Here is a 24498-nt window from a genome sequence, read left to right as displayed (position 1 = left end):
CTGCGCCTGGGATACTTTGGCAGCGTCACGGTGCTGCCCGATCTCCCTAAGCGCAGCTTTCCCGGGGTCCCCATCAACGTTGCGCTGACGACCGCGCCCAGGCATAGCTATGAGGTGGGTGTGGGTTTCAGTACCGATACGCGGCAGCGTCTATCCCTGATCTGGCAGAGTCCCCGCCTTAACCGCTGGGGGCACAGCCAGGAGACGGCGCTTCGCTGGTCGCCGATCAACCCCCAGGCACGGATTACCTACAGTATCCCTCTGGATGACCCGGCAAATGATGTTTTGCAGCTCATCGGCCGCCTCGAAGACAATGAGTTTGGCGATCTTGAGAGCGAGCAACAGGAGTTCCGCCTGCGTCGCGAGCGCACCAGAGAGGGCACGGTGCGCAGCCTGCAGGTTCGCGCCCTCAACGAAAGCTGGGGGGTGTTTGATGATAGTTTCGACGCCCGCTTTTTCCTCGCGGGCGCGAGCATCTCATCCCGCTATCGACGCGGCGATGCGGTAGACCCTAATAGCGGCGTGAGTCAGTTTTACAGTCTCGAGGGCGCCTCGGCCGATGTTGGCTCAGACGAGGATCTTCTGCGTCTCTACGGCAGTGTGCACGGCGTACGGCGTTTTAATGAGCGTTGGCGCGCGGTGGGCCGTCTGGAAGCAGGCACCCTCTGGACCAGCTCTGATCAGGCTGTAGATCTTCCGCCATCCCTCGCTTTTTTTGCCGGTGGTGACAATAGTATCCGGGGGTTTGCCTATCAATCCCTGGGTCGGGAAGTCAGTGTCGGCCGCCGGGATGAGCCGGAGGAGGACCGCTTGGTGGTCGGGGGCACCCGTCTGCTAACGGGATCCCTTGAGTTGCAGCGCTACTTCTCCGACAGCTGGCGCGGCGCTGTGTTTGTGGACGCGGGGGATGCTTTCGATAGCGGTGACTTTGAGGCCAACGTGGGTGTGGGTATTGGTGTGCACTATCTGTCCCCCGTGGGCGCTTTGCGCCTCGAGCTGGCAAATCCCGTGTCCGACAGTAACGGGTCCTGGCGAATCCACGTCAATATTGGAGCGGAGTTTTGAGGCGCCGGATTCTGCGTTATCTTGCCCTGGGCCTGCTGCTGGCCATTCCTCTGCTGCCCCTGTGGCTGGCAGGCAGCGCTTCGGGGCTGCGCTGGGCAATCGATCTTGCCGAGGCGCGACTGCCGGTCACCATGGAAAACCCCGAGGGCTCTTTATGGCGCGGCGTGGTCCTGGGTAAATTTCACTACGAAAGTGATGGTCTGGATTTGAGGATTGAGGGCGCCAGACTCCGTGTGCGGTGGGGCTGTGTGCTGCGCAGCACCGTGTGCATCGAAGAGGCCGCAGCCGACAGGGTAACGGTGATTATCAGCGCCTCGGGGAGCAATTTGTCGGCACAGCCCCCTGAGGCGCCTCTGCCCTGGGTTCCGGTGCTGTTGGACGTGGACCGACTGGCGGTGGAGGAACTGCGCATAGGCCGCGGCGCTGACGATGAGGAGGTCATCAAAAAGCTGCTCCTTTCTGGAGAGGTCAGTGAGCGTCGTGCCCTCGTGGCGCAATTCTCCGGTGAGCACCCCCTGTTGCGCTGGGATGGTGGCGGTACCCTGGGCCGAAACGGTAGCTGGGAGATCGCCGTTGAGACGACGCTGGAGTCGCACGCTATGGAGGGCTGGCCCAACGGGCTTACATCGCGCTACGTCGTTAAGGCCAACGGCGATTTGAGTTCCCTTGATGGGACGCTTCGTGCCGCAGACGATTCCGTGGCACTGGCACTGGCACTGGAACTTGATCGTGATACCGGTGGGGACATGGTGTTTGCGGGGTCGCTGGAGGGCGCGACTGCAATGGTGCCTCAGTTAAATGTCTATCCCGGTGTCAAAGTCGTCGGTCCCCTGAGCTTTCAGGGGCAGCTCAGCGACCCTAAAAACCTCATTCTTGACCTTCACCAGCAGGTAGCAGGGTTATCGCAGTCGCCCATGGATTTGCGGGTCAATCTGGAGCAGTCTGCGGGACTATGGGTATTGGAGGAGGCTGCGCTGCGCGGTGACGCGGATCCTGTGCTACGACTGTCCGGCGCTTTGGGAGCGCTGTCTTCGCTGACGCCCGTTCTTGCCTTCGAAGCTGATGAGTTGCTGCTGCCTCTGGGGCCGGAGAAGCCTCGAATCGTGCTCAGCGGGTCGGGGCAGGGCCAATTTACCCTGGATAATCCCCTGGGCAGTTTCGCCCTCAGTACGCCATCGCTGACTGTTCTCGAAGGGGACACGCGCTGGTCCCTCGCAGGGGACGTTCGTGCCAGTGATTTCCCCCTACTCCCCGTCGGCAAGATTAGGGGCAGCCGGGCGGGACTGCCATTTTCCTACGCACGATCGGACACCCCCGGTGCAGCGGCCATAGTGAATCTTCCCCAAGGGCTCCCCGGGGAGGAGTTCACCGTATCGGTGCTTCAGGCGCGACTGATCCCCGGGGATGTGGCGCAGCTAAGTGTCAGCGCCGAAGGGGATCTCCGTGGGGATCTGAATATCGCTTTTGAGCAGACGGACGGCGGTGCAGAGTTTGAAATAGAACCCTTTGCGCTCTACTTGCGGGATGAGGCGATCAGCTCCAAGGAATCCCTTGTCGGTGCCTGGGACGCCCAACGTTCGGCGATAGCCTTGCAGGGTTTTTGCCTGCAGTGGCGAGCCAACAGGGCCTGCACGGAGCGGGCCTCGCTGGGGCAAAGTGGTGATCTTGATGTGACGGTACAGATTGATGAGGAACTCCAGGGGGCGATTTCAGAGAAGCCCTTTTTTCTGGAAGCCAAAGGCGCGGGAACTACCAAGGTCGCCTGGCGTGACGGCGCTCTGGAGCAAGCCCTCTTTGATGTGAATTTTGACCGCCTCTCTATTGATCCCTATATGTATGAGGGGACGGCCATTCCCATCCGGTGGGAGGAGGCGCGGGCTTTTGGCGCAATTCGTCCCAAGCTGAAGGAAGTGACGCTCGATCTTCAGTCCCAGCGTTTGGGTTCGGTCTTTCTCACATTAAAGGAAGCCGGGTCTGAACTGACCGGCGCGCTGCGCACCCGGGCGCTGGATCTGGCCTCGCTGGGTGACCTGTTGCCCGAGTGGACGCTGGGCAGTGGCAGTATTGAGGCGGATATGACCGTGAGTGGGTCGGGGCAGGATCCTCTGCTCACAGGCCAGCTGGTGTTGAACGACGCCGCTGCGCGCCATCCTGATATTGATACGGCGCTGTCCGATGTGCGCCTGGTGTTGGATGCCCGGGGGAGGGAGTTCACTGTCCATGGCAACGCCCTGTTGGGTGGGGCGCCGCTGACTCTTGCGGGCAGCTGCTGTAATGAGGATACCTTTGAGGCCGTGTTGCAGGGCGTGAGAAATCAGCTACGGATGCCACCCCTGGGTGTGGAGGCTACCCTTTCTCCGGACCTCAATCTGCGACTCACGACGGATAGCGTCATTGTCGGAGGGCAGGTCACGGTGCATGAGGGCGTTTTTGAACATGCCGGGCCCGCAGACGAAGCGATAGAGGTGTCGGATGATTTCTATCGCATTGATGTTCCCCGGAAACCGCCACGCCGTTTTGATGTATCGGTGGATTTGCGGGCGCTTATCGAACCTGGGTTTTCTCTGCGATCCAAGGAGTTGGAAGCAACACTCTCCGGAGATCTCAAGGTCAATCTACAGCCCCGTCAGCCGCCAGCACTGTATGGAGATTTGCAGGTTCTGGGAGGTGAGCTGCGAGCCTACGGTCAGTTGTTGCGACTGACCGAGGGCAGCGTAGGATTTGTGGGGGATCCCGTGAATCCGGCGCTCAACGTCAGTGCCGAACGACGCATCCGCGCCGAGGATTTGCGTGTCGGGTTTCATGTGCGTGGTAGCCTCGAAGAGCCGACCCTCGAGATGTTTTCGGACCCCGTGCGCTCCGAGCGCGAGACGCTGTCCTATCTGCTTCGGGGCCGAGGGCCCGATGCGGGGGCCTCCATGGACGGTACGGCCATGGCCCTATCCCTGGGAACATCAGCGATCAACCAGTCCGGTGCGCTGGAATCCCTGAACTCGATTCCGGGACTGTCGGGAGTGTCGCTGGGAGCGGAGGGAAGCGACGATGATATGGCGGCCACCATCAGCGCCTACGTGGGGGAGCGCCTTTATTTGAGCTACGGCGTCGGGATCTATGAGCCGGTGAATGCCCTGACGGCTCGTCTCTATCTCCGTTCCCGCCTGTGGTTGGAGGTCGTGAGCCGCCTCGAAAGCTCCTTTGATCTGTACTATCGCTTCGATATCGAATGAGGATTTACCGCAAGCAATGAATAGATTCGTGAAGTTGGCTGTGAGTTGTTTATGGATCCGGTAACCCAGGGTACGCTCGGCGCCGCCTTGCCTCAGTCCCTCGCGCGGGCTGAGCGCACAGGGCTTGCCATGCTCTGTGGCATCGCCGGCGGTATGGCGCCGGATCTTGATGTGCTGATCCGCTCCAGCGATGACCCCCTGCTTTTCCTTGAGTACCATCGTCAGTTTACCCATTCCCTGGTTTTCATCCCCTTGGGTGCCTTGCTGGTGACGTTCACGCTGTGGGCGGTTTTCGGACGCCGACGATCCTGGGCATTTCGGGAGATCTATGTTTTTACGGTGCTCGGCTACGCCACCCATGCGCTACTGGACGCCTGCACCAGTTACGGCACCTTGCTGTTTTGGCCGTTCTCGGATCAGCGTTTTGCCTGGAACAATGTGTCCATCATCGATCCCCTGCTAACACTGCCGCTCATAGCGCTGATTATCCTGTCGCGACTTCGGCGTCGCCGCTGGCCCGCAGTTCTCGGCATGCTCTGGGTGGTGAGCTATCTGTCGGCGGGCGTTGTAGCAAGAGACGCCGCTGAAAATGTGGGCCGGCAGATTGCCCTAAGCCGCGGGCATGATCCTCTCGTGGTTGAGGCGAAGCCCAGCTTCGCCAACCTTGTTTTGTGGAAAACAATCTACCGGCAGGGAGATGACTACTATGTTGATGCGGTACGCCTGGGCAGCGAGCCGGTGATTTATTCGGGCTCTACGGTGCCAGCACTTGATCTGCGTAGAGATCTTCCCTGGTTGCAGACGAACTCCTTACAGGCCAGAGACGTGGAGCGCTTCCGCTGGTTCAGCATGGATTATCTGGCGGTAGATCCGCGCTATCCGGATAGAGTGATGGACATTCGTTATTCAATGCTGCCCAATGAGATTCGGCCTCTGTGGAGTATCCAGCTGGATCCTCAGTCGCAGGACAGCGAACATGTGCACTATCGCGTGAGCCGCGAGCGAGGCTCCGATACGTTTCAGCGTTTGTGGCGCATGATCAAGGGGCTGCCTGTAACCGCAAGCCCGCCTGGTTTACTGGACGTTCATTTGCCGGCCAACGATTGATAACAGTCCTTGGCTGCCTGCACGCCGGCACCGCTTTCCAGGGTATAACCCTCCGCCTTTAATGCATTCTCCAGAGCGTTGAGACAGAGAATGACGTTACGCTCACGGCTGGCGTGTCCCATGAGGCCGATGCGCCAGGTCTTGCCGGCCAGGGCGCCGAGACCTGCACCGATTTCCAGATCAAAGTCGCGAAGGAGCCGGCTTCGCACGCGCGCATCATCGACATCTTCGGGAATGCCCACCAGGTTTAACTGCGGCAGACGCCAGGCTTCCTCCACGGCCATGGACAGACCCATAGCCTCCAACCCGGCCACCAGCGCCTGGTGATTCCGCTGGTGTCGGCTGATAGCGTTTTCCAGGCCCTCTTCCTTGAGAATCACCAGAGTTTCGTGAAGGGCATAGAGCGCATTGACCGGCGCGGTGTGGTGATAAGCGCGTTTGCTGTCGCCGCCCCAGTAGCCCATCACCAGCTGCATATCCAGAAACCAGCTCTGGACCTTGTGGGTGCGCGCCTGGATGCGCTCCACGGCGCGGGGACTGAAGGTGACAGGGGAAATGCCCGGAACACAGGACAGACATTTTTGCGATCCCGAATAGACGGCGTCGGCACCCCAGTCGTCGACCTTGAGTTCTATGCCACCCAGGGATGTAACGGTATCCATGATCACCAACACGTCATGTTCCCGGGCTAGCTTGCAGAGGGCCTGGGCGTCGCTGCGCGTTCCCGTAGACGTCTCCGCATGAACAAAGGCCAGTACCGATGCTTCCGGGTGGCTCTCAAGCGCCGCCGCTACTTTCTCGGGATCCACCGGCTTGCCCCAGTCATCCTCAACCATGATTGCAGTGGCACCACAGCGCTCAACGTTTTCCCGCATGCGACCACCAAAGACACCGTTCTGGCAGACGATCGCCGTGTCTCCACAGGACAACAGGTTGACGAAACAGGCTTCCATGCCCGCAGAGCCCGGTGCCGAAATAGGCAGGGTCAGCTCGTTGCTGGTTTGGAAGGCGTACTGAAGAAGCTCCTTGATCTCGTCCATGAGTGAGACAAACAGGGGATCGAGATGACCGATGGTAGGGCGGGCCAGGGAAGCCAGTACGCGGGGTGACACATCCGAGGGACCGGGTCCCATAAGCGTTCGTTGCGGTGGAAAAAAACTCGTGGTCACGGTGTGGCTCCCTGTTTTGGTATTGTCCTGTTGTGGCCAGGGGCGGTTGTCCCTGGCGGGGCGGAAGTATACCGCCGTGAGCTCCCGGGGGCATCGTCACACTTGTTGCTGGCCGGTGCCTGTGTCAGCATCTCTTCCTCCTGCACGGTGTGTGGGAGTTTTTGCCCGTCGATGCTCCGGATATTCATGTTTTCTTCGATTAGTCTCCGTCCACGGCGCCTCTGTGCCTTGCCACTGCTGGTGCTCATGCTCACTGCCTGTGCCGATCAGCCGGTGCAGCAGGAGGTGGCCGCTGATCCCGTCGATATGTCCGGCAACTGGGAACTCGATTACGCGCGCAGCGATAATCTTCAGGCGCAGTTCAATTCCACCATGCGCGGACTTCGCGCCCAGGCAGCGCGCAATGGCAATGACCGGAGTCGCAACACCGTCGGGACACCGCCGACCTCGTCGCAGGAAAGAGTGCTCGCGATGGCGCGCATGGCGGAGATGATCACCGAGTCCCAGCTCCTGGAAATTGAGCAAAGCCGCATTGCCATACGGGTAGAGCGCGAGGGGAATTTTTCCCTGAGCTGTGATTATGGGCCGGACGCGCCGGTGCAGGTGGACTATGGCCTGGGAAGCGAACGCTGCTTCTGGGATGGCCAGCAATTGGTTTTTCAGATTCGCCTGCCCGACGGGCTGGATATCGTGCATCGCCTGTCGGTCTCCCGAACCGGTGAAACTCTGGCGATCGTCACCAGTCTGTTTTCCCGGGGTGTCTCCGATCCTTTTTCCATACGGCGGGTCTATCGACGTTTTGTGCCCGGGAGTAACGGCTACCGTTGTGTGGAAACGCTGACCCGGGGCCGGGTCTGCACCACGGAGGCTCCATAATGTCCCGTCTCCTCAGTCTGACTCTTTTTGCCCTGCTGCTTATCCAGGGCTGCAGCAACAACCGCGGTGTACCAGAAGCGCCCCCGGAGCCTGAGCCCCTCGCACCTCCCGTGGGCTCCGTGGCTCTGGAAACCACAGGAATGTCAGCGGTGCCTCTGGATGTGGGTATCGCGGTATTCGATCAGGGTTTGGATAATCGTCAGGAGGGAACGCGGGTTTTTCCCACGGTGCGTAAGGCGGAGTCTCTGCTCATACCCGTGACGTTGTCGACCTATCTGGAAAATAGCGGTGCCTGGGGGGCCGTGCGCGTCGTGCACTCCGCTGATGTGTTTATGCCCTTGCTGGTGGAGGGGGAGATTCTCCGGGCCGATGGCGCGGTATTGGAGCTGCAGGTGCGTCTTCGCGCTGCCGATGGAGAGCTGCTCCTCGATCGCATTTATCGCGACGAGGCAAATAGCGCAGACTACCCGGTGAAAGCCGGCGGCGAGCCCTTTGAGGATATCTATCGGGCAATCAGTAATGATCTGCTGGCTATGGGACAGTCTTTGAGTGACAACCGGCGGCAGACGCTTCAGCGCCTGGCGCTCATGCGCTTCGCGGCGGGTTTGTCCCCTGCCAGCTTTGATCGTTTTGTGGCAGTGACGGAGCAGGGAAGGTACGCCCTGCTGAGCTTCCCGGCGGAGGGCGACCCCATGCTCCAGCGTCTGGCGCGTGTGCGCCGCCAGGATGATCTGTTTATTGATGCCGTGGATGAGCAATACAGCGACCTGCGCGGCGAAGTCGAAGACAGCTACGCCCTGTGGAGGGAATATAACTACGAGTTACAGCGCTTCGGCGACGATTACCGCAGCACCGCCGCCGAGCGAAAGCTCAACGCCCGCCGGGGCTCCTACGCCGCCATGCAGCAGGTCTACGCCAGCTATCGCAAGGTCAAAATCCAGGAAGAGGATCTTCGGCAGCTGGTAAAGGGCTTTTCCGGTGAGTCCCTGGAGACGGTGCTGGAGGTGGATGACGGGGTGTTTCGCTTGAGTGGCAGCGTGCAGGATCGCTATCTTCAGTGGCGACAGATACTCACCCGCATCAATGCGCTGGAAACGGGAGGTCAACTCCCTAACGCTCCCTAGGGTGGTGGGCCGCCCTGCGTTATGCTCTTACTGTGAAAAACGATCCGAAAAACACGTTCTCCGATGCCGACGATGCTGCCGCATCTTTTGAGTCCTCGCGATCTTCGATCCTGGACACACTGATCAAGCGCGCGGGGAAAGTTGCCGGTGGCACTCTGGACCTTGCCGTGGATGTTGCCACTATGAGTGCCATGTTTGGCGACTCCTGGGTGCGCGATCTGCTTTTCAATGGCGCTTCACCCGAGCGTCTGGAGGCGATGGCGGAGGCGGGGCACTTTCTTCGCGATGCCCGCGAGACCGCTGGCCTGACCATCTCCGAATTGTCGGACCGTCTTGATCTAAAAGACGACGCGGTCCTGGCCGATGTGGAGCGAGGGGAATCTATTTTGCCCCTGGAGGTCATGCTGCGCACGGCTTCGTTGTTGGCTCGGCACGACCCCGTTCCCTTCCTCATCAAGTTCCTGCGAAGTTACAACCCTCAGTTGGAGGCGACCCTGGAGCAATGGGGTATGATGGCTTTGCCGCGCAATTATGAGCGGGAACGTCGCTTCGTTAATCTTTACCGGCAGCACGATTTTCTCAGAGACCTCAGTGACGACGGTTACCAGCGATTTATTGAGTACATGGACTCCTCCACCCAGCTGGTGGTGGAGGTCATGGAGCGCGAAGCGGAAGCCAACAAATCCAAAGGCGGGGCGACCACGGCCAAACCCCGTCGAAAAGCGGCGCCAAAGCCTAAACCCAAAAGCCCAACAGCAAAGCCCCGTCCCGCGGCAAAGAAACCCGCGGCCGCTAAAAACCAAAGCGCAGCGAAAGACAAAGCTGCGCCGGCGGCAAAGCCTGTTGTCCGCAAAGTGAAGCCCCGCAACAGTGATCGCTGACACGCCCCGCGAGTGGCTGGCCACCTGCCCGCGGGCACTGCCGCCGATTCTGGCTGCGGAGCTGGAGGCGCTGGGCGCCGCAGATATTCGGGAGCAGCAGGCGGGTGTGGCCTTCACGGGCACCCGTGCGGTCATGTACCGGGCCTGTCTCTGGTCGCGCATTGCTACCCGGGTGCTGTTACCGGTGGGCGAGGGCGCTGCGAAGAATCCGGATGCCCTCTACGCAACGCTCCTGGAGATACCGTGGTCCGACCACTTGGCTGAAGGCGCGAGTATCGCGGTCAATTTTAACGGTACAAACAGCGAGATCCGCAACACTCGCTTTGGCGCCCAGCGCAGCAAGGATGCCATCCTGGATGCCTATCGCGCCGCGGGCGGGCCACCCCCCAGGGTCAATCCAGAATCCCCGGATATTCAAATTGTGGTGCGCTTGCATCGAGACCATATCGATGTGGCCGTTGATATGGTGGGCGAAAGTCTGCATCGACGCGGTTACCGCCGCGCGGCGGGGGATGCGCCTTTAAAAGAAAATCTCGCGGCGGCGCTTTTGCTTCGCACGGACTGGCCTCGTTTGGCCAAAGAGGGGGCGGCACTGGTGGACCCCATGTGCGGGTCGGCAACCCTGTTGTTGGAGGGCGCGCAGATAGCCGCGGATCAAGCGCCGGCTTTGGGGCGGACGCGTTTTAATTTTATGGCCTGGCAGGGTCATGACCACGAGCAGTGGTCGGCGATTCACAGCGAAGCAAAGGGTCGGGCGGAGCGGGGGCTCGATGCAGGGCTTCCGGAGATACGTGGCTATGATGCGGACCCCAAAGTTATCCGTCGTGCAGAGGAAAATATCCGTGCTGCCGGCATGGCAAAATGGGTTCGTGTGAGCGTAAAGGCCCTGGGGGAAGTGCGTAAACCGACCCACGTGGCCCTGCCAAAGGGCCTGCTTATCACCAACCCGCCTTATGGCGAACGCATCGGGCGCAAAGACAGCCTGCCGCAACTTTATCGCCACCTGGGCGAACTGCTGCATAGAGAGTTTGCTGGCTGGCAGGCCGCAATCCTCGCCGGTGATCGGGAGCATGGCCGGTCCCTGGGGCTGCGCAGCCATAAACAATACCAGCTGTTTAACGGCCGTTTACCGGTCACGCTATTGCTTTTAAACCTTGAGGGAAACCGGCTCATTGACGGTGATGACGGTATCCGCGGCAATGAAACAGTACCCGTGCCTCGCGTGGCGGAGCAGGTTTCCCCGCTCAGCGAAGGAGCGGAGATGTTTGCCAATCGCCTACGCAAAAATCAGCGCAAGCTCGCGTCCTGGATCAAACGCAGCGGCAACGAATGTTATCGACTTTACGATGCAGACATTCCCGAATATGCAGTGGCCGTGGATCGCTATGGGGACTATCTCCACGTTGCCGAGTACAAGGCCCCGGCACAGGTCAGTGAGGCAGCAGCTGCACAGCGTTTGGACGATGTGCGTCACAGTCTGCCCGCAGCAACCAGCGTTAGCGCTGACAAGATTGTGTTTAAACAGCGCGAGCGACAGCGTGGCAAGGCGCAGTATGAGGTCCGCGGCGACGAGGGCGAAATGCTGTCAGTGCGGGAGGGTGATGCCCGGCTGCTGGTCAATCTCCACGATTACCTCGATACGGGTTTGTTTCTGGATCATCGCCCCCTGCGTTTGCGTATCGCCAAAGAGGCGAAGGGGCAGCGCTTTCTGAATCTTTACTGCTACACGGGCTCCGCCACGGTGCATGCGGCGCTGGCCGGCGCCCGGGAGACCGTGAGCGTGGATTTATCCAACAGCTATCTACGCTGGCTGGGGCAGAATCTGGCGCACAACGGTCTGGCGGAAACCCGGAATCATCTGGAGCGGGCGGATGTGATGCAATGGCTGCGAGACGGAGGGGACCACTTCGATCTCATTTTGCTGGACCCGCCTTCTTTTTCTAACTCCCGAAAGGTGCCCGGGAGCTTCGATGTCCAGCGGGATCACGGGGGCCTGCTGAATCTCGCCATGCAGCGCCTTGCTCCCGAGGGTGTGCTGTATTTTTCCAATAATCGGCGTAAGTTCCGTCTGGAGAGCGAGGTAAGTGAACGCTACTCTGTGAAGGACATTACCCGGTCGACATTGGACCCTGATTTTCAGCGAAATCCTGTGCCTCATCAGTGCTGGGAAATACGCCACAAGGTACTGTAGGTCGCGAGGTTTCGTCGAAAAAATAAACTTATCCACAGTGCTTGCAAGAAAAACTGACAGTGTGCTAGTGGAATTTATTTAAATAATTGGCTTTATATAAAGTGTATAAACTTCTGATTTAATTAAACTTATTGCTTATCAATTTTTTTGCATTTGCCCCGTAAATTTACCTGTGAATAACTCTGGAGGTCTTGCATTTTTTTTGCACACTGCTTTATCCACATCCTGGGTCCACTCTTAGGGACAAGAACCAGTTGACATGCTGATCGTTTATCACAGTCAAAGTGGGAGTGCTGCAAAGCTCGCCGCAGCGGGCTTTGAGGGAGCCCTGGAACACGACCCGAAGGTGCGCTTTTTGCGCGCCGCAGACGCCGGCACGGCGGAGGTTCTGGCAAGTACGGGCCTGCTCCTGGTTTGTGCAGAAAATTCGGGGCGCCTGGCCGGCGGTATGAAAGACTTCCTTGATAGGATTTTTTATCCACTCATCGAACAGCAATGCAGCTTGCCTTATGCGCTGCTGGTGTCAGCGGGGAATGACGGGCGTGGAGCTGTGGCCGAGGCGCAACGTATTTTTAAAGGCATTCCGTTTACCGAAGCTTTGGAACCCCTGATCATTCGCGGTGTGCCTGACGATGGGGTGCTGCAAAACGCCCGGGAGTATGGCGCAGGTTTAGCGACCGGGCTGGAAATGGGCATCTTTTAATTCCACGCTGATCAGTATTTTTAAGGACATTGGAGCAATGGCGCAAGAGCAAGAGAACGGCACGACAGTGGTGATTCCCGAGGGGTTTACCCCGGTACCGGAGGGTCTTGGATTCGCCGATAGCCTGCGGCCCTTTTATCGTCGTATTGTGGATAGAGAGGTGAGTTTTGGTCTGCTGGTACAAGAGCAGCATCTCAACCCCATGGGAATCGTGCACGGTGGCGCCCTGATGACCCTGGCGGACATCGCCGCAGCGAATAGCATTCGGGTATTGCGCGATCGACCGGCAGCCTCGCCAACCATCAACCTCAGCTTTGACTTCATGGCGCCCGGACGCCTCGGCCGCTGGCTGGAAACCCGTACGGACCACGTGCAGGCGAAACGACGTTTCGGTTTTTGCAGCGGGGCTGTCTATGATGGTGATAAGGCGATAATGCGCTATAGCGGAACGTTTTATTGCCCGGATCATGGCGGACTGGTGGTCACGGAAGAAAATGCGGAGAAAGCACGGATCATCCTGGGAGACGACGCCCCACAGGACTGACGCCCGCTTCTCGCAACAGAGAGATAAAAGCTGAGGCACTTCGTGACAGGCTTCGCTCCTGATGGTGCACCAGGCCCAGGGATCGGCAGAGCCGCGTGTTTTCAACGCGGAGTTTTTGCAACTCCGGACCCGCCATGGTGGTCGGCAGCACCGTCCATCCCAAACCCACCACCGCCATCATGCGCAGCGTCTCCAGATAGTTCGTGGCCATACGTACTTGCAGTAATGCATCGGCCGCATCAAAGTGCCGGTGAACAATCTGCCCGGTAAAGGTATCCAGACCCGGTAGCACCGCCGGGTGCTCCACAAGCTCCGCAATGCGAACCCGTTGGCGGCCTGCGAGGGCGTGGTCGTCACAAATCATCACAGATAACTCATCGGTCCAGATAACCTCGCTGCGCAGCTGCGTCACGTTTCCCGGCGCCAGGGTGACCACGGCGAGCTCAATATCGCCCACCCGCAGGCGCTCATAAGCCTGCTCCGAGTCCAGAAACTCGATGGCGAGCTGCACCGCGGGGTAGCGACGCTGGAAGGACGACAATACCGGGGGTAATCGATGCAGGCCGATGTGATGGCTCGTTGCAATGCGCAGGGGGCCTGCGATTTCGCCGTTGATATCCCGCACCGCCCGTTCCGCCTGGCGCAGGCTCTGTTCTATTTCGGGAAGGTGCCGTAACAGGGCGCGACCGGCTTCGGTGAGTTCGATCCGGCGGCCCAGACGGTCAAAAAGCGGAGCCTCGAGTTCAGCCTCAAGGACAGCAATGCGTTTGCTCACCGCGGGTTGGGTAATGTGAAGCTGGGTCGCCGCACTGGAAAAGGACTTGCTCTTGGCTACCGCGGCGAAGGCGCGGAGATTTGCGATGTCCATCAATAACCTGCAATAACTTTCGGTAGACCATAATAAACAAAAGTAATCCAGTCTATAAAAATAATAGATTTGAGTTATTGCTTATGCGAGCCTAGGATGGCGCCGTTTTGGGTCAATCGAGTAGAGAAAACACTGCCATGCCGGGTAAAACACTGTACGACAAACTCTGGGAAATGCATCTTGTGGAGGAGCGGGAGGACGGCTCCGCGCTCATCTACATTGATCGGCATCTTATTCACGAGGTCACCTCGCCCCAGGCTTTTGAGGGGCTTCGACTGGCGGGGCGACAGCCCTGGCGTCTGGATGCAAACCTTGCGGTACCGGACCACAACGTGCCCACAGATGCGGCAGAGCGGGCCGGTGGTGTTGCCGGCATCATTGATTCCACCTCCCGGCTGCAGGTACAGACACTGGATGACAACTGCGAGCACTTTGGCATCGAAGAAATCCCCATCAACGATCGGCGCCAGGGTATTGTGCACGTGGTAGGCCCCGAGATGGGCGCAACCCTGCCCGGCATGACGGTGGTTTGCGGTGACTCTCACACCAGCACCCACGGCGCATTGGGTGCCCTGGCTCACGGTATCGGCACCTCCGAAGTAGAGCACGTTCTGGCCACTCAGTGCCTGGTGCAGCAGAAAATGAAAAATCTGCTTATCCGCGTGGATGGACGCCTGCCGCTCGGCGTAACGGCCAAGGATCTCGCCCTGGCGATCATCGGCGAAATAGGTACTGCCGGAGGCACCGGATTTGCTATCGAGTTTGCCGGTGAAGCGGTAGAAGCCCTGAGCATGGAAGGGCGTATGACCCTGTGCAATATGTCCATCGAGGCGGGCGCCCGCATGGGGATGATCGCAGTAGACGATGTCACCCTCGATTACGTTCGCGGCCGGCCCATGGCGCCCAAGGGAGAGCAGTGGGATCTTGCGGTGGTAGCCTGGCGAGAGCTTCACAGCGACACCGACGCGATCTTTGACCGGGAAATCGTCATCAATGCAGCAGACGTAGCGCCGCAGGTGACCTGGGGGACTTCTCCGGAAATGGTCGCCCCGGTGACCGCATCGGTGCCGGATCCCGAGAGTATGACAAATGCTGCGCGACGTGAGTCAACGCTTCGGGCGCTGAGTTATATGGGCTTGGACGGCGGAATACCTATCACGTCGATCCCTGCAGATCGCGTATTTATCGGCTCCTGCACAAACTCCCGTATCGAAGATTTGCGGGAGGCGGCGGCGGTGGTCCGGGGCCGGCAAAAGGCCGCGTCCGTGAAGCAGGCCATGGTGGTGCCGGGATCCGGAGAAGTGAAAGCCCAGGCCGAAGCAGAGGGGCTGCACCAGGTGTTTCTGGATGCGGGGCTTGAATGGCGCGAGCCAGGCTGCTCCATGTGCCTGGCCATGAATGCGGACAAGCTGGGCAAGGGCGAGCACTGTGCGTCTACCTCCAATCGTAATTTCGAGGGTCGTCAGGGCTTTGGCGGACGCACCCACCTGGTCAGCCCGGGTATGGCGGCCGCCGCCGCTATCGCGGGGCACTTTGTGGATGTTCGGGACTTTGCAGCGGTTGCGACGGGAGACCAGGCATGAAGGCTTTTACCGTACACGAGGGACTGGTGGCGCCCATGGATCGCGCCAATGTGGACACGGATCTGATCATCCCCAAACAGTTTTTGAAGTCCATCAAGCGCAGCGGCTTCGGTCCCAACCTTTTCGATGAATTGCGTTACCTCGATGAGGGCGAGCCCGGGCAGGACTGCAGTGAGCGACCCCTCAACACGGACTTTCCCCTGAATTTTCCCCGTTACGCCGGTGCATCGGTGCTCCTGGGACGGGAGAATTTTGGCTGTGGCTCCAGTCGGGAGCACGCCCCCTGGGCTTTGGAGGACTACGGTTTTCGCTGTGTCATTGCCCCGAGCTTCGCGGACATCTTCTACAACAACTGCTTCAAAAATGGCGTGCTGCCGGTGGTGCTCCCAGCAGAACAGGTGGATGAACTGTTTGCCCTGCTGTATGCCGAAGAAGGTTTTCGCATCACTGTGAATCTTGAAGAGCAGGTGGTCGTTCTCGCCGATGGCAGGCGCTGGCCCTTCCCGGTGGAAAACTATCGTCGCCAGTGCCTCCTCGAGGGACTTGATGACATCGGGGTAACGCTGAAAAGCGCAAATGCGATTAAGAGCTATGAGAACAAGCTTCGCGAGCGTTCCCCATGGTTGTTCCGTGCAGGAGTCAACGCATGACCCAGACTGTCCTGCTGTTGCCCGGCGACTATATCGGTCAGGAAATCGTGCCCGAGGCTCAGAAAGTGCTCGCACGAATCTGCGAGCTGTATAAGCTGGATATCACTACGGACTCTGCATTGATCGGTGGCTCTGCTTATGACGCCGAGGGTTATCCGCTGCCCGCGTCGACCCTGGAAAAGGCTCGCGCAGCCGATGCGATATTACTGGGCGCTGTAGGCGGGCCGGCCTACGACGATGTGCATCGGGATTTGCGGCCGGAGAAGGGGCTGCTGCGCATTCGCTCTGAGCTCGGCCTTTTTGGCAATCTTCGCCCGGCGATTATGTATCCCCAGCTAGTGGACGCCTCCAGTCTTAAGCCGGAACTGGTGACGGGGCTCGATATCCTCATAGTCCGCGAGCTCACCGGCGGAATTTACTTCGGTCAGCCCCGGGGTATTCGCGAGCGCGATGACGGTGAGCGCGAGGGCTTCAATACCTATATTTATAGTGAAAATGAAATCCGTCGAATCGCCAGGTTGGCTTTTGAACTGGCGGGCAAGCGCGGCGGTCGCGTTTGCTCCGTGGATAAAGCCAACGTTCTTGAGGCCACGGTGCTTTGGCGTGAAGTGGTCACGGAACTCGCTGTGGAGTATCCGGATGTGGAGCTGGAGCATATGTACGTAGACAATGCGGCTATGCAGTTGGTGCGGGCACCCAAGCAATTCGACGTCATTGTGACCGGCAACATGTTTGGCGATATTTTGTCCGACGCTGCGGCCATGCTTACCGGGTCCATCGGTATGCTGCCTTCCGCGTCGTTGAACGAGAGTGGTCAGGGTATCTATGAGCCCTGCCATGGTTCCGCACCGGATATTGCCGGGCAGGGCAAGGCCAACCCCCTGGCAACGATTTTGTCCGTGGCGATGATGCTGCGTTACTCCCTGGGCTGTCCCGCGGCAGCGGATGCTATTGAGGCGGCGGTGGGCAAGGTGCTCGACGCAGGTCTTCGTACGCCCGATATTGCCGGTGCCGGAGATCCCGTGGTCACCACGACTGAGATGGGCGATGCGGTAGTCGCGGCATTGTCAAAAATTCAAGACGCAGAGGTCTTAGTAAAGTCATGAGTAAAACCTACGATGTAGCGGTAGTGGGCGCCACCGGAGCAGTGGGCGAGGCCATGATCGATATTCTCGAGCAGCGGGACTTCCCTGTGGGCGAGTTGTACCTGCTGGCCTCGGAGCGCTCTGCGGGAAAACGCATAAGCTTTCGGGACAAGCAGATCGCGGTGCAGGATCTTGCAAACTTTGATTTTTCAAAAGTTCAGATCGGTCTGTTCTCTGCGGGGGGCAGCATCTCTGAAGAGTATGCCCCCATCGCTGCGGATGCCGGCTGCATCGTCATTGATAACACGTCACACTTTCGCCGGGATCCCGATGTTCCTCTGGTGGTACCCGAGGTCAACCCCCACGCAGCAGTGGACCTGCATGCGCGGGGAATCATTGCCAATCCCAATTGCTCCACCATACAGATGCTCGTTGCCCTTAAGCCGCTTCACGATGCTGTGGGCATTACGCGCATCAACGTGGCGACCTATCAGGCGGTCTCCGGCACCGGCAAGTCCGCCATTGAAGAGTTGGCAGGGCAGACCGCCCGACTTCTCAATGGCCAGCCCGCAGAGAGCAAGGTTTACCCCCGGCAAATCGCGTTCAATGCGCTGCCGCAAATCGATTCCTTTCAAGAGAACGGCTACACCCGGGAAGAAATGAAGATGGTGTGGGAGACCCACAAGATTTTTGGCGATGAGAGCATCGCTGTTAATCCCACCTGTGTCCGCGTGCCGGTCTTTCACGGCCATTCCGAAGCGGTTCATATCGAAACCCGTGACAAGCTGAGTGCACTCGAAGCGCGACATTTATTGGAATCAGCGCCCGGTGTTACGGTCATCGACGAGCACGAAGATGGCGGTTACGCCACCCCCGTCACCGATGGTGCAGGCCAGGACGCAGTTTTCGTCAGTCGAATCCGAGAAGATATCTCCCATGAACGCGGGCTTAACCTGTGGCTAGTGTCGGATAATCTGCGAAAAGGAGCAGCGCTGAACAGCGTGCAGATCGCTGAATTACTCCTGCGTGAGAATCTTCTCAGTTAGCGCCTGAGCACTGGGTATTCGCTCCTGATGCCATGACTGTGGTGCGCCCCGCACTTGACGCCGCCGCGCGCGCAAGGCTACATTTCTAAAAGTTGCAGCGTTTTGTCGGTAATTTGACGCAAGCTGTTGTGTGAAAAGCCTTTTCTGCCTTCAAGTGCGGTAAAGTCGATGAAAGAGCCTTTGCTTCGAGCGCATCGGGCATAATGGCGAATCAGGGTTATATAAAGGCGGGGCGATGGTGACTAAGTCAGGGGCTGAGTCAGGGGCTGAGTCAGGAAGTAAGCCGGGGGTGCGGGCTGCTGTTCGTGCAGCGGTACTCGCGTATGGGGCGGCAGTGTCGTTGCCAACGCTGGCATTGGGTCTCGGCGAGATCGAGATGCAATCCTTCCTCAATGAGCCTTTGCGTGCCGAGGTAGAGTTGCTTGATACGCGGCAGCTCACGACCGATGACATACGTATCCGTCTTGCCGGTGGCGACGATTTTGATCGTCTGGGCGTTGAACGCAGTTTTTTCCTTACGAGCATCAAGTTCGATATCGTGGTTGATGAACGCAGTGGTCGGGGCGTCATAAAACTCAGCACCGACGAAGCGGTTCTTGAACCTTTTATCGATCTCATTATTGAAGCGCGGTGGCCTAACGGTCGCCTCCTTCGCGAATACACGGTTTTGGTGGATCCTCCGGTATTCCGACAAGACGTTATCACGGTGTCGGCCTCCGAGCGCACCGCCGAAGAGACCAATCTTGAAAAGCCGGCCGTTGCGCGTGAATCGCGCCCTCAGGGGTCTTCCGAGACAGGCCGCACGGACAACAACCTTGCCGTGCGGGAGAGTAATCTTCCTGCAGGGGAAATGCCCAAGCGAGCTTTTTCTGCGGAAACGGCCAACGCGCCGCGCTCCGGCAGTCGCTACATGGTCAAGCGCGATGAAACGCTGTGGCAGATCGCCTCCGAAGGCAAGCCTGGCGGTCTTTCCGTGCAACAGGCCATGCTGGAGATTCAGCGACTGAACCCCGAAGCGTTCATTAACGGCAACATCAATCGCATAAAGGCGGGATACATTATTTATCTGCCCGCGATTGGGGAAGTGAGTTCTGATGATCTTGCCCGGGCCCTCGATGAGGTGCGTGAGCAGAATCAGGCATGGCGAGAGGGGCAGGGCGCCCCCGGTGTCACTGCCGCGGCAACCTTGCGGGTATCAGCGGACAGCAGCGTCGATACCTCTACCCGGAACAGTGAAGACAAGGATGAAAGCTTATCAGCTGATTCGGGAGGCAGTTCTCAGGGGCGATCAGCAAGCACTGCAGCGTCGACCACAGATGCGCCAGCCGACGAACCGGACACGGCCACACCTGCAGAGGAAACATCAGGCTCTTCGGAGCTGGCGGCACAGTTGGACGCCATGTCCTCACGCCTCGATACCCTCGAGCAAATTGTATCGCTGAAAGATGAACAGATTGCGACCCTGGAACAGGCCCTCCGCGAAGCGCGGGAAGCGGCCGCGGCGGCAGCCGCTGCCCCCGCACCACAGCTAACGACACCGGCACCCACAGCCAGCGCGCCGCAATCCGCACCGCAAGCTGTTCCTCAATCCGGTACAACAACGGCGACGGGTGGTATTCCCTGGCTACCCATCTCCGGCGGCCTTCTGGCAATCGCAGCGGCGGTGGTATTGCTTTTGCGCCGACGAGCGAGCGGTAGCAAAGAGGAAGCGCCGGGACGCGCTACGGCAGCCGGACAGATGGATGAAGATGACGTTTTCGAGGGTGTAAACCTAAAGACAGAAACCTTCGACGGCGATGACGCCCCTGCCATTGACGCTGATACAGTAACAGCAGTGGCCGCAGCGGAAGAAGGTAACGTAACCGGCGATCGTGGGGAGAAGAGTTCTCGCGGTGGCAGCCGAGGCTATGGCGAGCGCAAGCACGATGACTATATCGATGAGGGAGCCGCTGGCGATGCCCTTGCAGAGGCGGATATCTACATCGCCTACGGACGTTATCTCCAGGCTATCGAACTTCTGGAAACAGCAATTGGTAATGATCCGGGTAATGGCCTCTATCATGTCAAACTGATTGAGCTATACGTCGACATGGGCGAAGAGGATAAAGCGGCAGAGCAGCTTGAAGAATTGCGCAAGCATGGTAGCCCCGACACCATTGTTCGGGGTGAAGCGCTTGTGGGCGGTGCGGTTAGCACGGCGGCAACCGCACCCGGGTTTGATCTTGAGAGCCCCGTTGCGGACGCAGCACCGGCACTGGATCTTGCTGATGATCTGGATCTCGAGCCGGAGATGGACGGTGATGCCGAAACTGCGTCCGTTGATGTTGCCGATTCCCTGGAGCTTAGCCTGGAGAATGCGGAGTCGGACGATGCCAGCGGCGCCGACGCACTGGAAGACGACGATCTCGATTCCATCGAGTTTGAGCACCTGGAGATTGAAGAGGATTCACCCCCGGAAGCGCGTGGTGATGAGATCGACTTTGCGACCGCTGATGAGGAACTCGACCTTTCGGATGCGTTGGTATCTTCGGAAGATTCTGTCAGCGATGAGGACTTCAGCCCAGCGGACTCAGCAGACAGCGAGGAGCTGCTCATTGCCGATGATGCGGATCAAATGGCCACGAAGCTTGATCTGGCAAGGGCCTATCTTGATATGGGGGATAGCGACGGTGCCCGCGGTATTCTGCAGGAGGTTATCGAGAAAGGCACTGAGGAGCAGCAGCAGGAGTCCCGGGATCTCCTGACACGCATTGGCTGAGTCTCCCCTCAAGCCTTTCCCCACCGATACGCTGCCTCAAGGGCAGCGTATCGCTATTAAGGTTGAGTATGACGGCAGTGCCTACAGCGGCTGGCAGTCTCAGCCCCATCTACCCCGCGTCCGCACGGTGCAGTCCGATGTTGAAAGTGCGCTGACGCTGATAGCCAATTCCCCGGTGCGCGTGTTCTGCGCTGGACGGACCGATACCGGAGTACATGCCATTGCCCAGTGGATACATTTTGACGCGCCCTGTGCCCGCAGTCTTAAAGCCTGGGTTTTTGGTGGCAATGCCCAGCTTCCCTCGAGCATACGCCTAGTCGACGCCCGCGCGGTGGGCGAGGGGTTCCATGCACGCCATAGTGCTACAGCACGACAGTATGATTACCTCATTGCCAACTCCCCGGTGCCCTCGGCCTTACTGGCAAACCGCCTTCTTTGCGTTCAACCGCCCCTTGATCACCATCGTATGCACCGCAGTCTACTGCCGCTGCTGGGCGAGCAGGACTTTTCTGCCTTCCGCGCCGCATCCTGCCAATCCACTACGCCCATGCGGTTCATGGAAGCAGTGGAGACCTTCCGCTGTGGCGACATCGTGCAGATTCGCGTGGTGGCAAATGCCTTCCTTCATCATATGGTGCGCAATATTGTCGGTTCCTGTCTGCAGGTGGGTCTGGGGGAGAAACCCGAAGACTGGCTGGGCGAGCTGCTGGCCCTGCGCGATCGCACCCGGGCCGCGGCGACGGCACCGCCTCACGGGCTTTATTTGAGCGGTGTGCGTTACCCCGAAAATACCGGGTTGAGCATCATGGGCGAGCTGCCATTTTTCCCCTCGGCGACGCAGGAATAAGCAGTCGCTTCTGCTATCATTGCGCGCTTTTCCGGTCCTGTTAGTAAGGCACAGATAAACGATGACCCGGGTCAAAATATGTGGCGTGCGCAGCGCGGATATGGCGGAGGCGGCCAGTGCGGCGGGAGCGGATGCCATCGGTCTGGTCTTTTACAACCGGAGCAGTCGCTCGGTGACGGCCCTGGAGGCTGCCACCGTCGTTCGAGCCACGCCGGCCCTGGTTACCACCGTGGGCTTGTTTGTTAATGCGACTGCGGAGGAAGTGGCGCGGATACTGGATCGCTGTCCCCTGGACTGCCTGCAGTTTCACGGCGGCGAGTCCGCGGCGTTTTGTCGGCAGTTCGGCCGGCCCTACATCAAAGTCATCAGTATGCGGCCCGAGGTTGATGTTCAGACGGAGCTTCAAGAGCACAGTGAGGCGCGGGCGGTACTTTTCGACGCGTGGCGTCCCGATGCTCCGGGAGGTACGGGCGATACCTTTGCCTGGGGCCGGCTTCCGGCTCTGCAAAGGCCCTGGATACTGGCTGGGGGGCTCACTGCGGATAACGTAGGCACGGCTATAGCCCAGGTTGCGCCACCGGCAGTTGATGTGAGCGGTGGTGTGGAGAGTGCGCCCGGCGAGAAGGACCCGATACGCATGCGTGAATTCGTTCATGCGGTGCGCAAAGCAGATAAACGCAAGCATGAGGATGCAGCGGCATGACTATTGATTTAAATCCCTTGAGTTTTTCCAATCAGCCGGATGCTGACGGCCGCTTTGGATCCTATGGCGGAAAATACGTGGCAGAGACGCTCATGTCGGCGCTTGCAGAGCTGGAGGCGGTCTACCGCCAGCTGTCCCAAGACGCGGATTTTCAGGCGGAGTTTGATCATGATCTGGCCCATTACGTCGGACGCCCGTCACCGCTTTACGAAGCGCGTCGCTGGTCCGACGAGATCGGCGGGGCGAGGATCTTCTTCAAGCGGGAAGATCTGAATCACACGGGTGCGCACAAGGTGAACAACACCGTCGGGCAGGCCCTTCTCGCAAAGCACATGGGTAAGCCCCGCGTCATCGCAGAGACCGGTGCGGGACAGCATGGGGTGGCGACGGCAACCATTGCCGCCCGTCTGGGCCTGGACTGTCATGTGTTTATGGGCGCGGAGGATGTTCAGCGCCAGTCCCTGAATGTGTACCGCATGAAGCTTTTGGGTGCGACGGTGGTTCCCGTGACCTCAGGCTCGGCAACATTGAAAGACGCCATGAACGAAGCCATGCGGGACTGGGTGACCAACGTGGACGACACCTTTTACATCATCGGCACCGTTGCGGGACCTCATCCATACCCAATGTTGGTACGGGATTTTCAGTGCGTCATCGGCCGCGAGGCTCGGGCCCAGTGCCTCGCTCAGAACGGTAAGCTGCCCGATGCCCTGGTTGCCTGTGTCGGCGGGGGATCTAATGCCATTGGCTTGTTCCATCCTTTCCTGAACGACGAGTCCGTTGCCATGTACGGTGTGGAAGCGGGCGGTTTGGGCATCGAAAGCGGAGAACATGCAGCACCGTTGTCCGCCGGTTCCCCGGGTGTCCTCCACGGCAACCGCACCTATCTCATGCAGGATGAAGACGGTCAGATCACGCATACCCACTCAGTGTCTGCCGGGCTCGACTACCCTGGCGTGGGTCCTGAACATTCCTGGCTTAAGGATATCGGCCGCGTGAATTACGTCTCTGCCAATGATGAAGAGGCGCTGGCCGCGTTTCATAAAACCACGCGGGTAGAGGGCATTATGCCCGCGTTGGAAACAGCCCATGCACTGGCCTACGCTGAGCGGTTGGCCGCCACGATGACCCCTGAGCAACACATTGTGGTGAATCTCTCCGGACGGGGCGACAAAGATATTCTGACGGTGGCCCGTCTCGAAGGCATTGAGGTCTGATCAGGCGATGAGTCGAATAGCGGCGTGTTTTGCGGATCTCAAAGCACGAAATCGAAAAGCAGTGATTCCCTACATTGTTGCCGGCGATCCCGGGGTAGAGATTACCGTGGACCTCATGCTGGCGCTGGTGGAAGCCGGCGCGGATATCATCGAGTTGGGTGTGCCTTTTTCTGATCCCATGTCCGAAGGCCCGGTGATCCAGCGGAGCCACGAGCGCGCTCTGGATCGCGGGGTTCGTCTGCGCGGTGTGTTGGAGCTCATGGTGGAGTTTCGCAAGCATAACCAGACAACCCCCGTGCTTCTCATGGGTTATGCCAACCCCGTGGAGCACATGGGGCACGCGCAGTTTGCCGATCGTGCCGCAGCGAGTGGTGTGGATGCGCTACTGAGTGTGGATATTCCCCCCGAAGAAGTGGCGATGCTCAACCGGGAGCTGCGCCGCGTAGAGATGGACAATATCTTTCTTATTGCGCCCACCACGCCGAGTGAGCGCATGGCGCTCATCGCGGAGGAGGCCAGTGGCTTCATCTACTACGTATCGCTCAAGGGCGTCACGGGTGCCGGCAACCTGGACCAGGATGCCGTAGCCCGCTCCCTGGAAGAGATTCGCACTCACACGGATCTTCCTGTGTGCGTGGGCTTTGGCATTAAGGATGGTCCGTCGGCGGCAGCGGTGGCGGAAGTGGCCGATGGCGTTGTGGTGGGCTCGGCTCTGGTGCAGCGTCTTGCAGACGTGGCCGAAGAGGGAGGTGACAAGACGCAGATTCTTCAAGCCGCCAAAGCGATGCTCGCTGACATTCGCGAGCATGTGGATCGCATCACCGCCGACGGGACCTAAGCCTCTACGGATGCGT

The 24498-nt window shown here is 59.2% G+C and carries 20 protein-coding genes; 18 read left to right on the top strand and 2 right to left on the bottom strand.

What is annotated here, in order from left to right:
* The 3 genes from ACTG3T_RS03900 to ACTG3T_RS03890 form a co-directional block, all read left to right on the top strand.
* The coding region (locus ACTG3T_RS03900; protein ID WP_439100949.1) for an autotransporter assembly complex protein TamA at nucleotides 1-1065 on the top strand (1065 nt) is incomplete at its 5' end.
* On the top strand, nucleotides 1062-4292 hold the full coding sequence (locus ACTG3T_RS03895) for a translocation/assembly module TamB domain-containing protein (RefSeq protein ID WP_439100948.1): 3231 nt from the start codon (nucleotides 1062-1064) through the stop codon (nucleotides 4290-4292). The genes ACTG3T_RS03900 and ACTG3T_RS03895, both read left to right, overlap by 4 nt.
* A 51-nt stretch (nucleotides 4293-4343) precedes the next feature.
* Complete coding sequence (locus tag ACTG3T_RS03890; protein ID WP_439100947.1) at nucleotides 4344-5399, top strand: metal-dependent hydrolase; 1056 nt, start codon at nucleotides 4344-4346, stop codon at nucleotides 5397-5399.
* Here ACTG3T_RS03890 and ACTG3T_RS03885 read toward each other — a convergent pair.
* Nucleotides 5378-6532 carry a pyridoxal-phosphate-dependent aminotransferase family protein gene (locus ACTG3T_RS03885; RefSeq protein WP_439100952.1) on the bottom strand — a complete coding sequence of 385 codons (1155 nt, stop codon included), beginning with the start codon at nucleotides 6530-6532 and terminating at the stop codon, nucleotides 5378-5380. The genes ACTG3T_RS03890 and ACTG3T_RS03885 overlap by 22 nt on opposite strands.
* Nucleotides 6533-6754: 222 nt before the next feature.
* Between ACTG3T_RS03885 and ACTG3T_RS03880 the strand changes: the two genes are divergently transcribed.
* The 6 genes from ACTG3T_RS03880 (at nucleotide 6755) to ACTG3T_RS03855 (ending at nucleotide 12887) form a co-directional block, all read left to right on the top strand.
* Entirely contained in the window at nucleotides 6755-7444 is a 690-nt protein-coding gene (locus ACTG3T_RS03880; RefSeq protein WP_439100946.1) for a hypothetical protein, read from the top strand.
* Nucleotides 7444-8568, top strand: a complete 1125-nt coding sequence (locus tag ACTG3T_RS03875) for a hypothetical protein (RefSeq protein ID WP_439100945.1) — start codon at nucleotides 7444-7446, stop codon at nucleotides 8566-8568. Before ACTG3T_RS03880 ends, ACTG3T_RS03875 begins: the two co-directional genes overlap by 1 nt.
* A gap of 32 nt (nucleotides 8569-8600) precedes the next feature.
* Nucleotides 8601-9449 (top strand): helix-turn-helix domain-containing protein, encoded by an 849-nt coding sequence (locus ACTG3T_RS03870; RefSeq protein WP_439100944.1) that lies wholly within the window; start codon nucleotides 8601-8603, stop codon nucleotides 9447-9449.
* Nucleotides 9439-11640, top strand: coding sequence for a bifunctional 23S rRNA (guanine(2069)-N(7))-methyltransferase RlmK/23S rRNA (guanine(2445)-N(2))-methyltransferase RlmL (rlmKL, locus tag ACTG3T_RS03865; RefSeq protein ID WP_439100943.1), 2202 nt, complete (start codon nucleotides 9439-9441; stop codon nucleotides 11638-11640). Before ACTG3T_RS03870 ends, rlmKL begins: the two co-directional genes overlap by 11 nt.
* Before the next feature lie 259 nt (nucleotides 11641-11899).
* Entirely contained in the window at nucleotides 11900-12343 is a 444-nt protein-coding gene (locus ACTG3T_RS03860; RefSeq protein ID WP_439100942.1) for a flavodoxin, read from the top strand.
* 37 nt (nucleotides 12344-12380) lie between these two features.
* The gene (locus ACTG3T_RS03855) at nucleotides 12381-12887 is read left to right on the top strand and encodes a PaaI family thioesterase (protein WP_439100941.1); all 507 of its coding nucleotides are present in this window, start codon (nucleotides 12381-12383) and stop codon (nucleotides 12885-12887) included.
* Here ACTG3T_RS03855 and ACTG3T_RS03850 read toward each other — a convergent pair.
* The gene (locus ACTG3T_RS03850; protein WP_439100940.1) at nucleotides 12856-13755 is read right to left on the bottom strand and encodes a LysR family transcriptional regulator; all 900 of its coding nucleotides are present in this window, start codon (nucleotides 13753-13755) and stop codon (nucleotides 12856-12858) included. The two genes, ACTG3T_RS03855 and ACTG3T_RS03850, sit on opposite strands and share 32 nt — an antisense overlap.
* 137 nt (nucleotides 13756-13892) lie before the next feature.
* Between ACTG3T_RS03850 and leuC the strand changes: the two genes are divergently transcribed.
* The 9 genes from leuC (at nucleotide 13893) to trpA (ending at nucleotide 24482) form a co-directional block, all read left to right on the top strand.
* Entirely contained in the window at nucleotides 13893-15338 is a 1446-nt protein-coding gene (gene leuC, locus ACTG3T_RS03845) for a 3-isopropylmalate dehydratase large subunit (protein ID WP_439100939.1), read from the top strand.
* Nucleotides 15335-15988, top strand: a complete 654-nt coding sequence (leuD, locus tag ACTG3T_RS03840) for a 3-isopropylmalate dehydratase small subunit (protein ID WP_439100938.1) — start codon at nucleotides 15335-15337, stop codon at nucleotides 15986-15988. The genes leuC and leuD overlap by 4 nt, the downstream gene beginning before the upstream one ends.
* A complete protein-coding gene (gene leuB / locus ACTG3T_RS03835) occupies nucleotides 15985-17094 on the top strand; it encodes a 3-isopropylmalate dehydrogenase (RefSeq protein ID WP_439100937.1) in 1110 nt (369 codons plus the stop codon). Before leuD ends, leuB begins: the two co-directional genes overlap by 4 nt.
* Nucleotides 17091-18119 carry an aspartate-semialdehyde dehydrogenase gene (locus ACTG3T_RS03830; RefSeq protein ID WP_439100936.1) on the top strand — a complete coding sequence of 343 codons (1029 nt, stop codon included), beginning with the start codon at nucleotides 17091-17093 and terminating at the stop codon, nucleotides 18117-18119. The genes leuB and ACTG3T_RS03830 overlap by 4 nt, the downstream gene beginning before the upstream one ends.
* Before the next feature lie 334 nt (nucleotides 18120-18453).
* A complete protein-coding gene (locus ACTG3T_RS03825) occupies nucleotides 18454-20877 on the top strand; it encodes a FimV/HubP family polar landmark protein (RefSeq protein ID WP_439100935.1) in 2424 nt (807 codons plus the stop codon).
* Nucleotides 20870-21724, top strand: a complete 855-nt coding sequence (gene truA / locus ACTG3T_RS03820) for a tRNA pseudouridine(38-40) synthase TruA (RefSeq protein WP_439100934.1) — start codon at nucleotides 20870-20872, stop codon at nucleotides 21722-21724. Before ACTG3T_RS03825 ends, truA begins: the two co-directional genes overlap by 8 nt.
* A 61-nt stretch (nucleotides 21725-21785) precedes the next feature.
* Complete coding sequence (locus tag ACTG3T_RS03815) at nucleotides 21786-22427, top strand: phosphoribosylanthranilate isomerase (protein WP_439100933.1); 642 nt, start codon at nucleotides 21786-21788, stop codon at nucleotides 22425-22427.
* Nucleotides 22424-23644, top strand: a complete 1221-nt coding sequence (gene trpB / locus ACTG3T_RS03810) for a tryptophan synthase subunit beta (RefSeq protein ID WP_439100932.1) — start codon at nucleotides 22424-22426, stop codon at nucleotides 23642-23644. The genes ACTG3T_RS03815 and trpB overlap by 4 nt, the downstream gene beginning before the upstream one ends.
* A 7-nt stretch (nucleotides 23645-23651) precedes the next feature.
* Nucleotides 23652-24482 carry a tryptophan synthase subunit alpha gene (gene trpA, locus ACTG3T_RS03805; protein WP_439100931.1) on the top strand — a complete coding sequence of 277 codons (831 nt, stop codon included), beginning with the start codon at nucleotides 23652-23654 and terminating at the stop codon, nucleotides 24480-24482.
* Nucleotides 24483-24498: the final 16 nt, after the last annotated feature.

The organism is Congregibacter sp., assembly GCF_965660375.1.
GTDB lineage: Bacteria > Pseudomonadota > Gammaproteobacteria > Pseudomonadales > Halieaceae > Congregibacter.
This window is presented reverse-complemented; position numbering and strand designations above follow the sequence as displayed.

Coding starts and splice junctions, on each gene's coding strand:
- ACTG3T_RS03890 (WP_439100947.1), top strand. CDS start 4,344: ATGGATCCGGTAACCCAGGGTACGCTCGGCGCCGCCTTGCCTCAGTCC.
- ACTG3T_RS03885 (WP_439100952.1), bottom strand. CDS start 6,532: ATGGGACCCGGTCCCTCGGATGTGTCACCCCGCGTACTGGCTTCCCTG.
- ACTG3T_RS03880 (WP_439100946.1), top strand. CDS start 6,755: ATGTTTTCTTCGATTAGTCTCCGTCCACGGCGCCTCTGTGCCTTGCCA.
- ACTG3T_RS03875 (WP_439100945.1), top strand. CDS start 7,444: ATGTCCCGTCTCCTCAGTCTGACTCTTTTTGCCCTGCTGCTTATCCAG.
- ACTG3T_RS03860 (WP_439100942.1), top strand. CDS start 11,900: ATGCTGATCGTTTATCACAGTCAAAGTGGGAGTGCTGCAAAGCTCGCC.
- ACTG3T_RS03855 (WP_439100941.1), top strand. CDS start 12,381: ATGGCGCAAGAGCAAGAGAACGGCACGACAGTGGTGATTCCCGAGGGG.
- ACTG3T_RS03850 (WP_439100940.1), bottom strand. CDS start 13,755: ATGGACATCGCAAATCTCCGCGCCTTCGCCGCGGTAGCCAAGAGCAAG.
- leuC (WP_439100939.1), top strand. CDS start 13,893: ATGCCGGGTAAAACACTGTACGACAAACTCTGGGAAATGCATCTTGTG.
- leuD (WP_439100938.1), top strand. CDS start 15,335: ATGAAGGCTTTTACCGTACACGAGGGACTGGTGGCGCCCATGGATCGC.
- leuB (WP_439100937.1), top strand. CDS start 15,985: ATGACCCAGACTGTCCTGCTGTTGCCCGGCGACTATATCGGTCAGGAA.
- ACTG3T_RS03830 (WP_439100936.1), top strand. CDS start 17,091: ATGAGTAAAACCTACGATGTAGCGGTAGTGGGCGCCACCGGAGCAGTG.
- ACTG3T_RS03815 (WP_439100933.1), top strand. CDS start 21,786: ATGACCCGGGTCAAAATATGTGGCGTGCGCAGCGCGGATATGGCGGAG.
- trpB (WP_439100932.1), top strand. CDS start 22,424: ATGACTATTGATTTAAATCCCTTGAGTTTTTCCAATCAGCCGGATGCT.
- trpA (WP_439100931.1), top strand. CDS start 23,652: ATGAGTCGAATAGCGGCGTGTTTTGCGGATCTCAAAGCACGAAATCGA.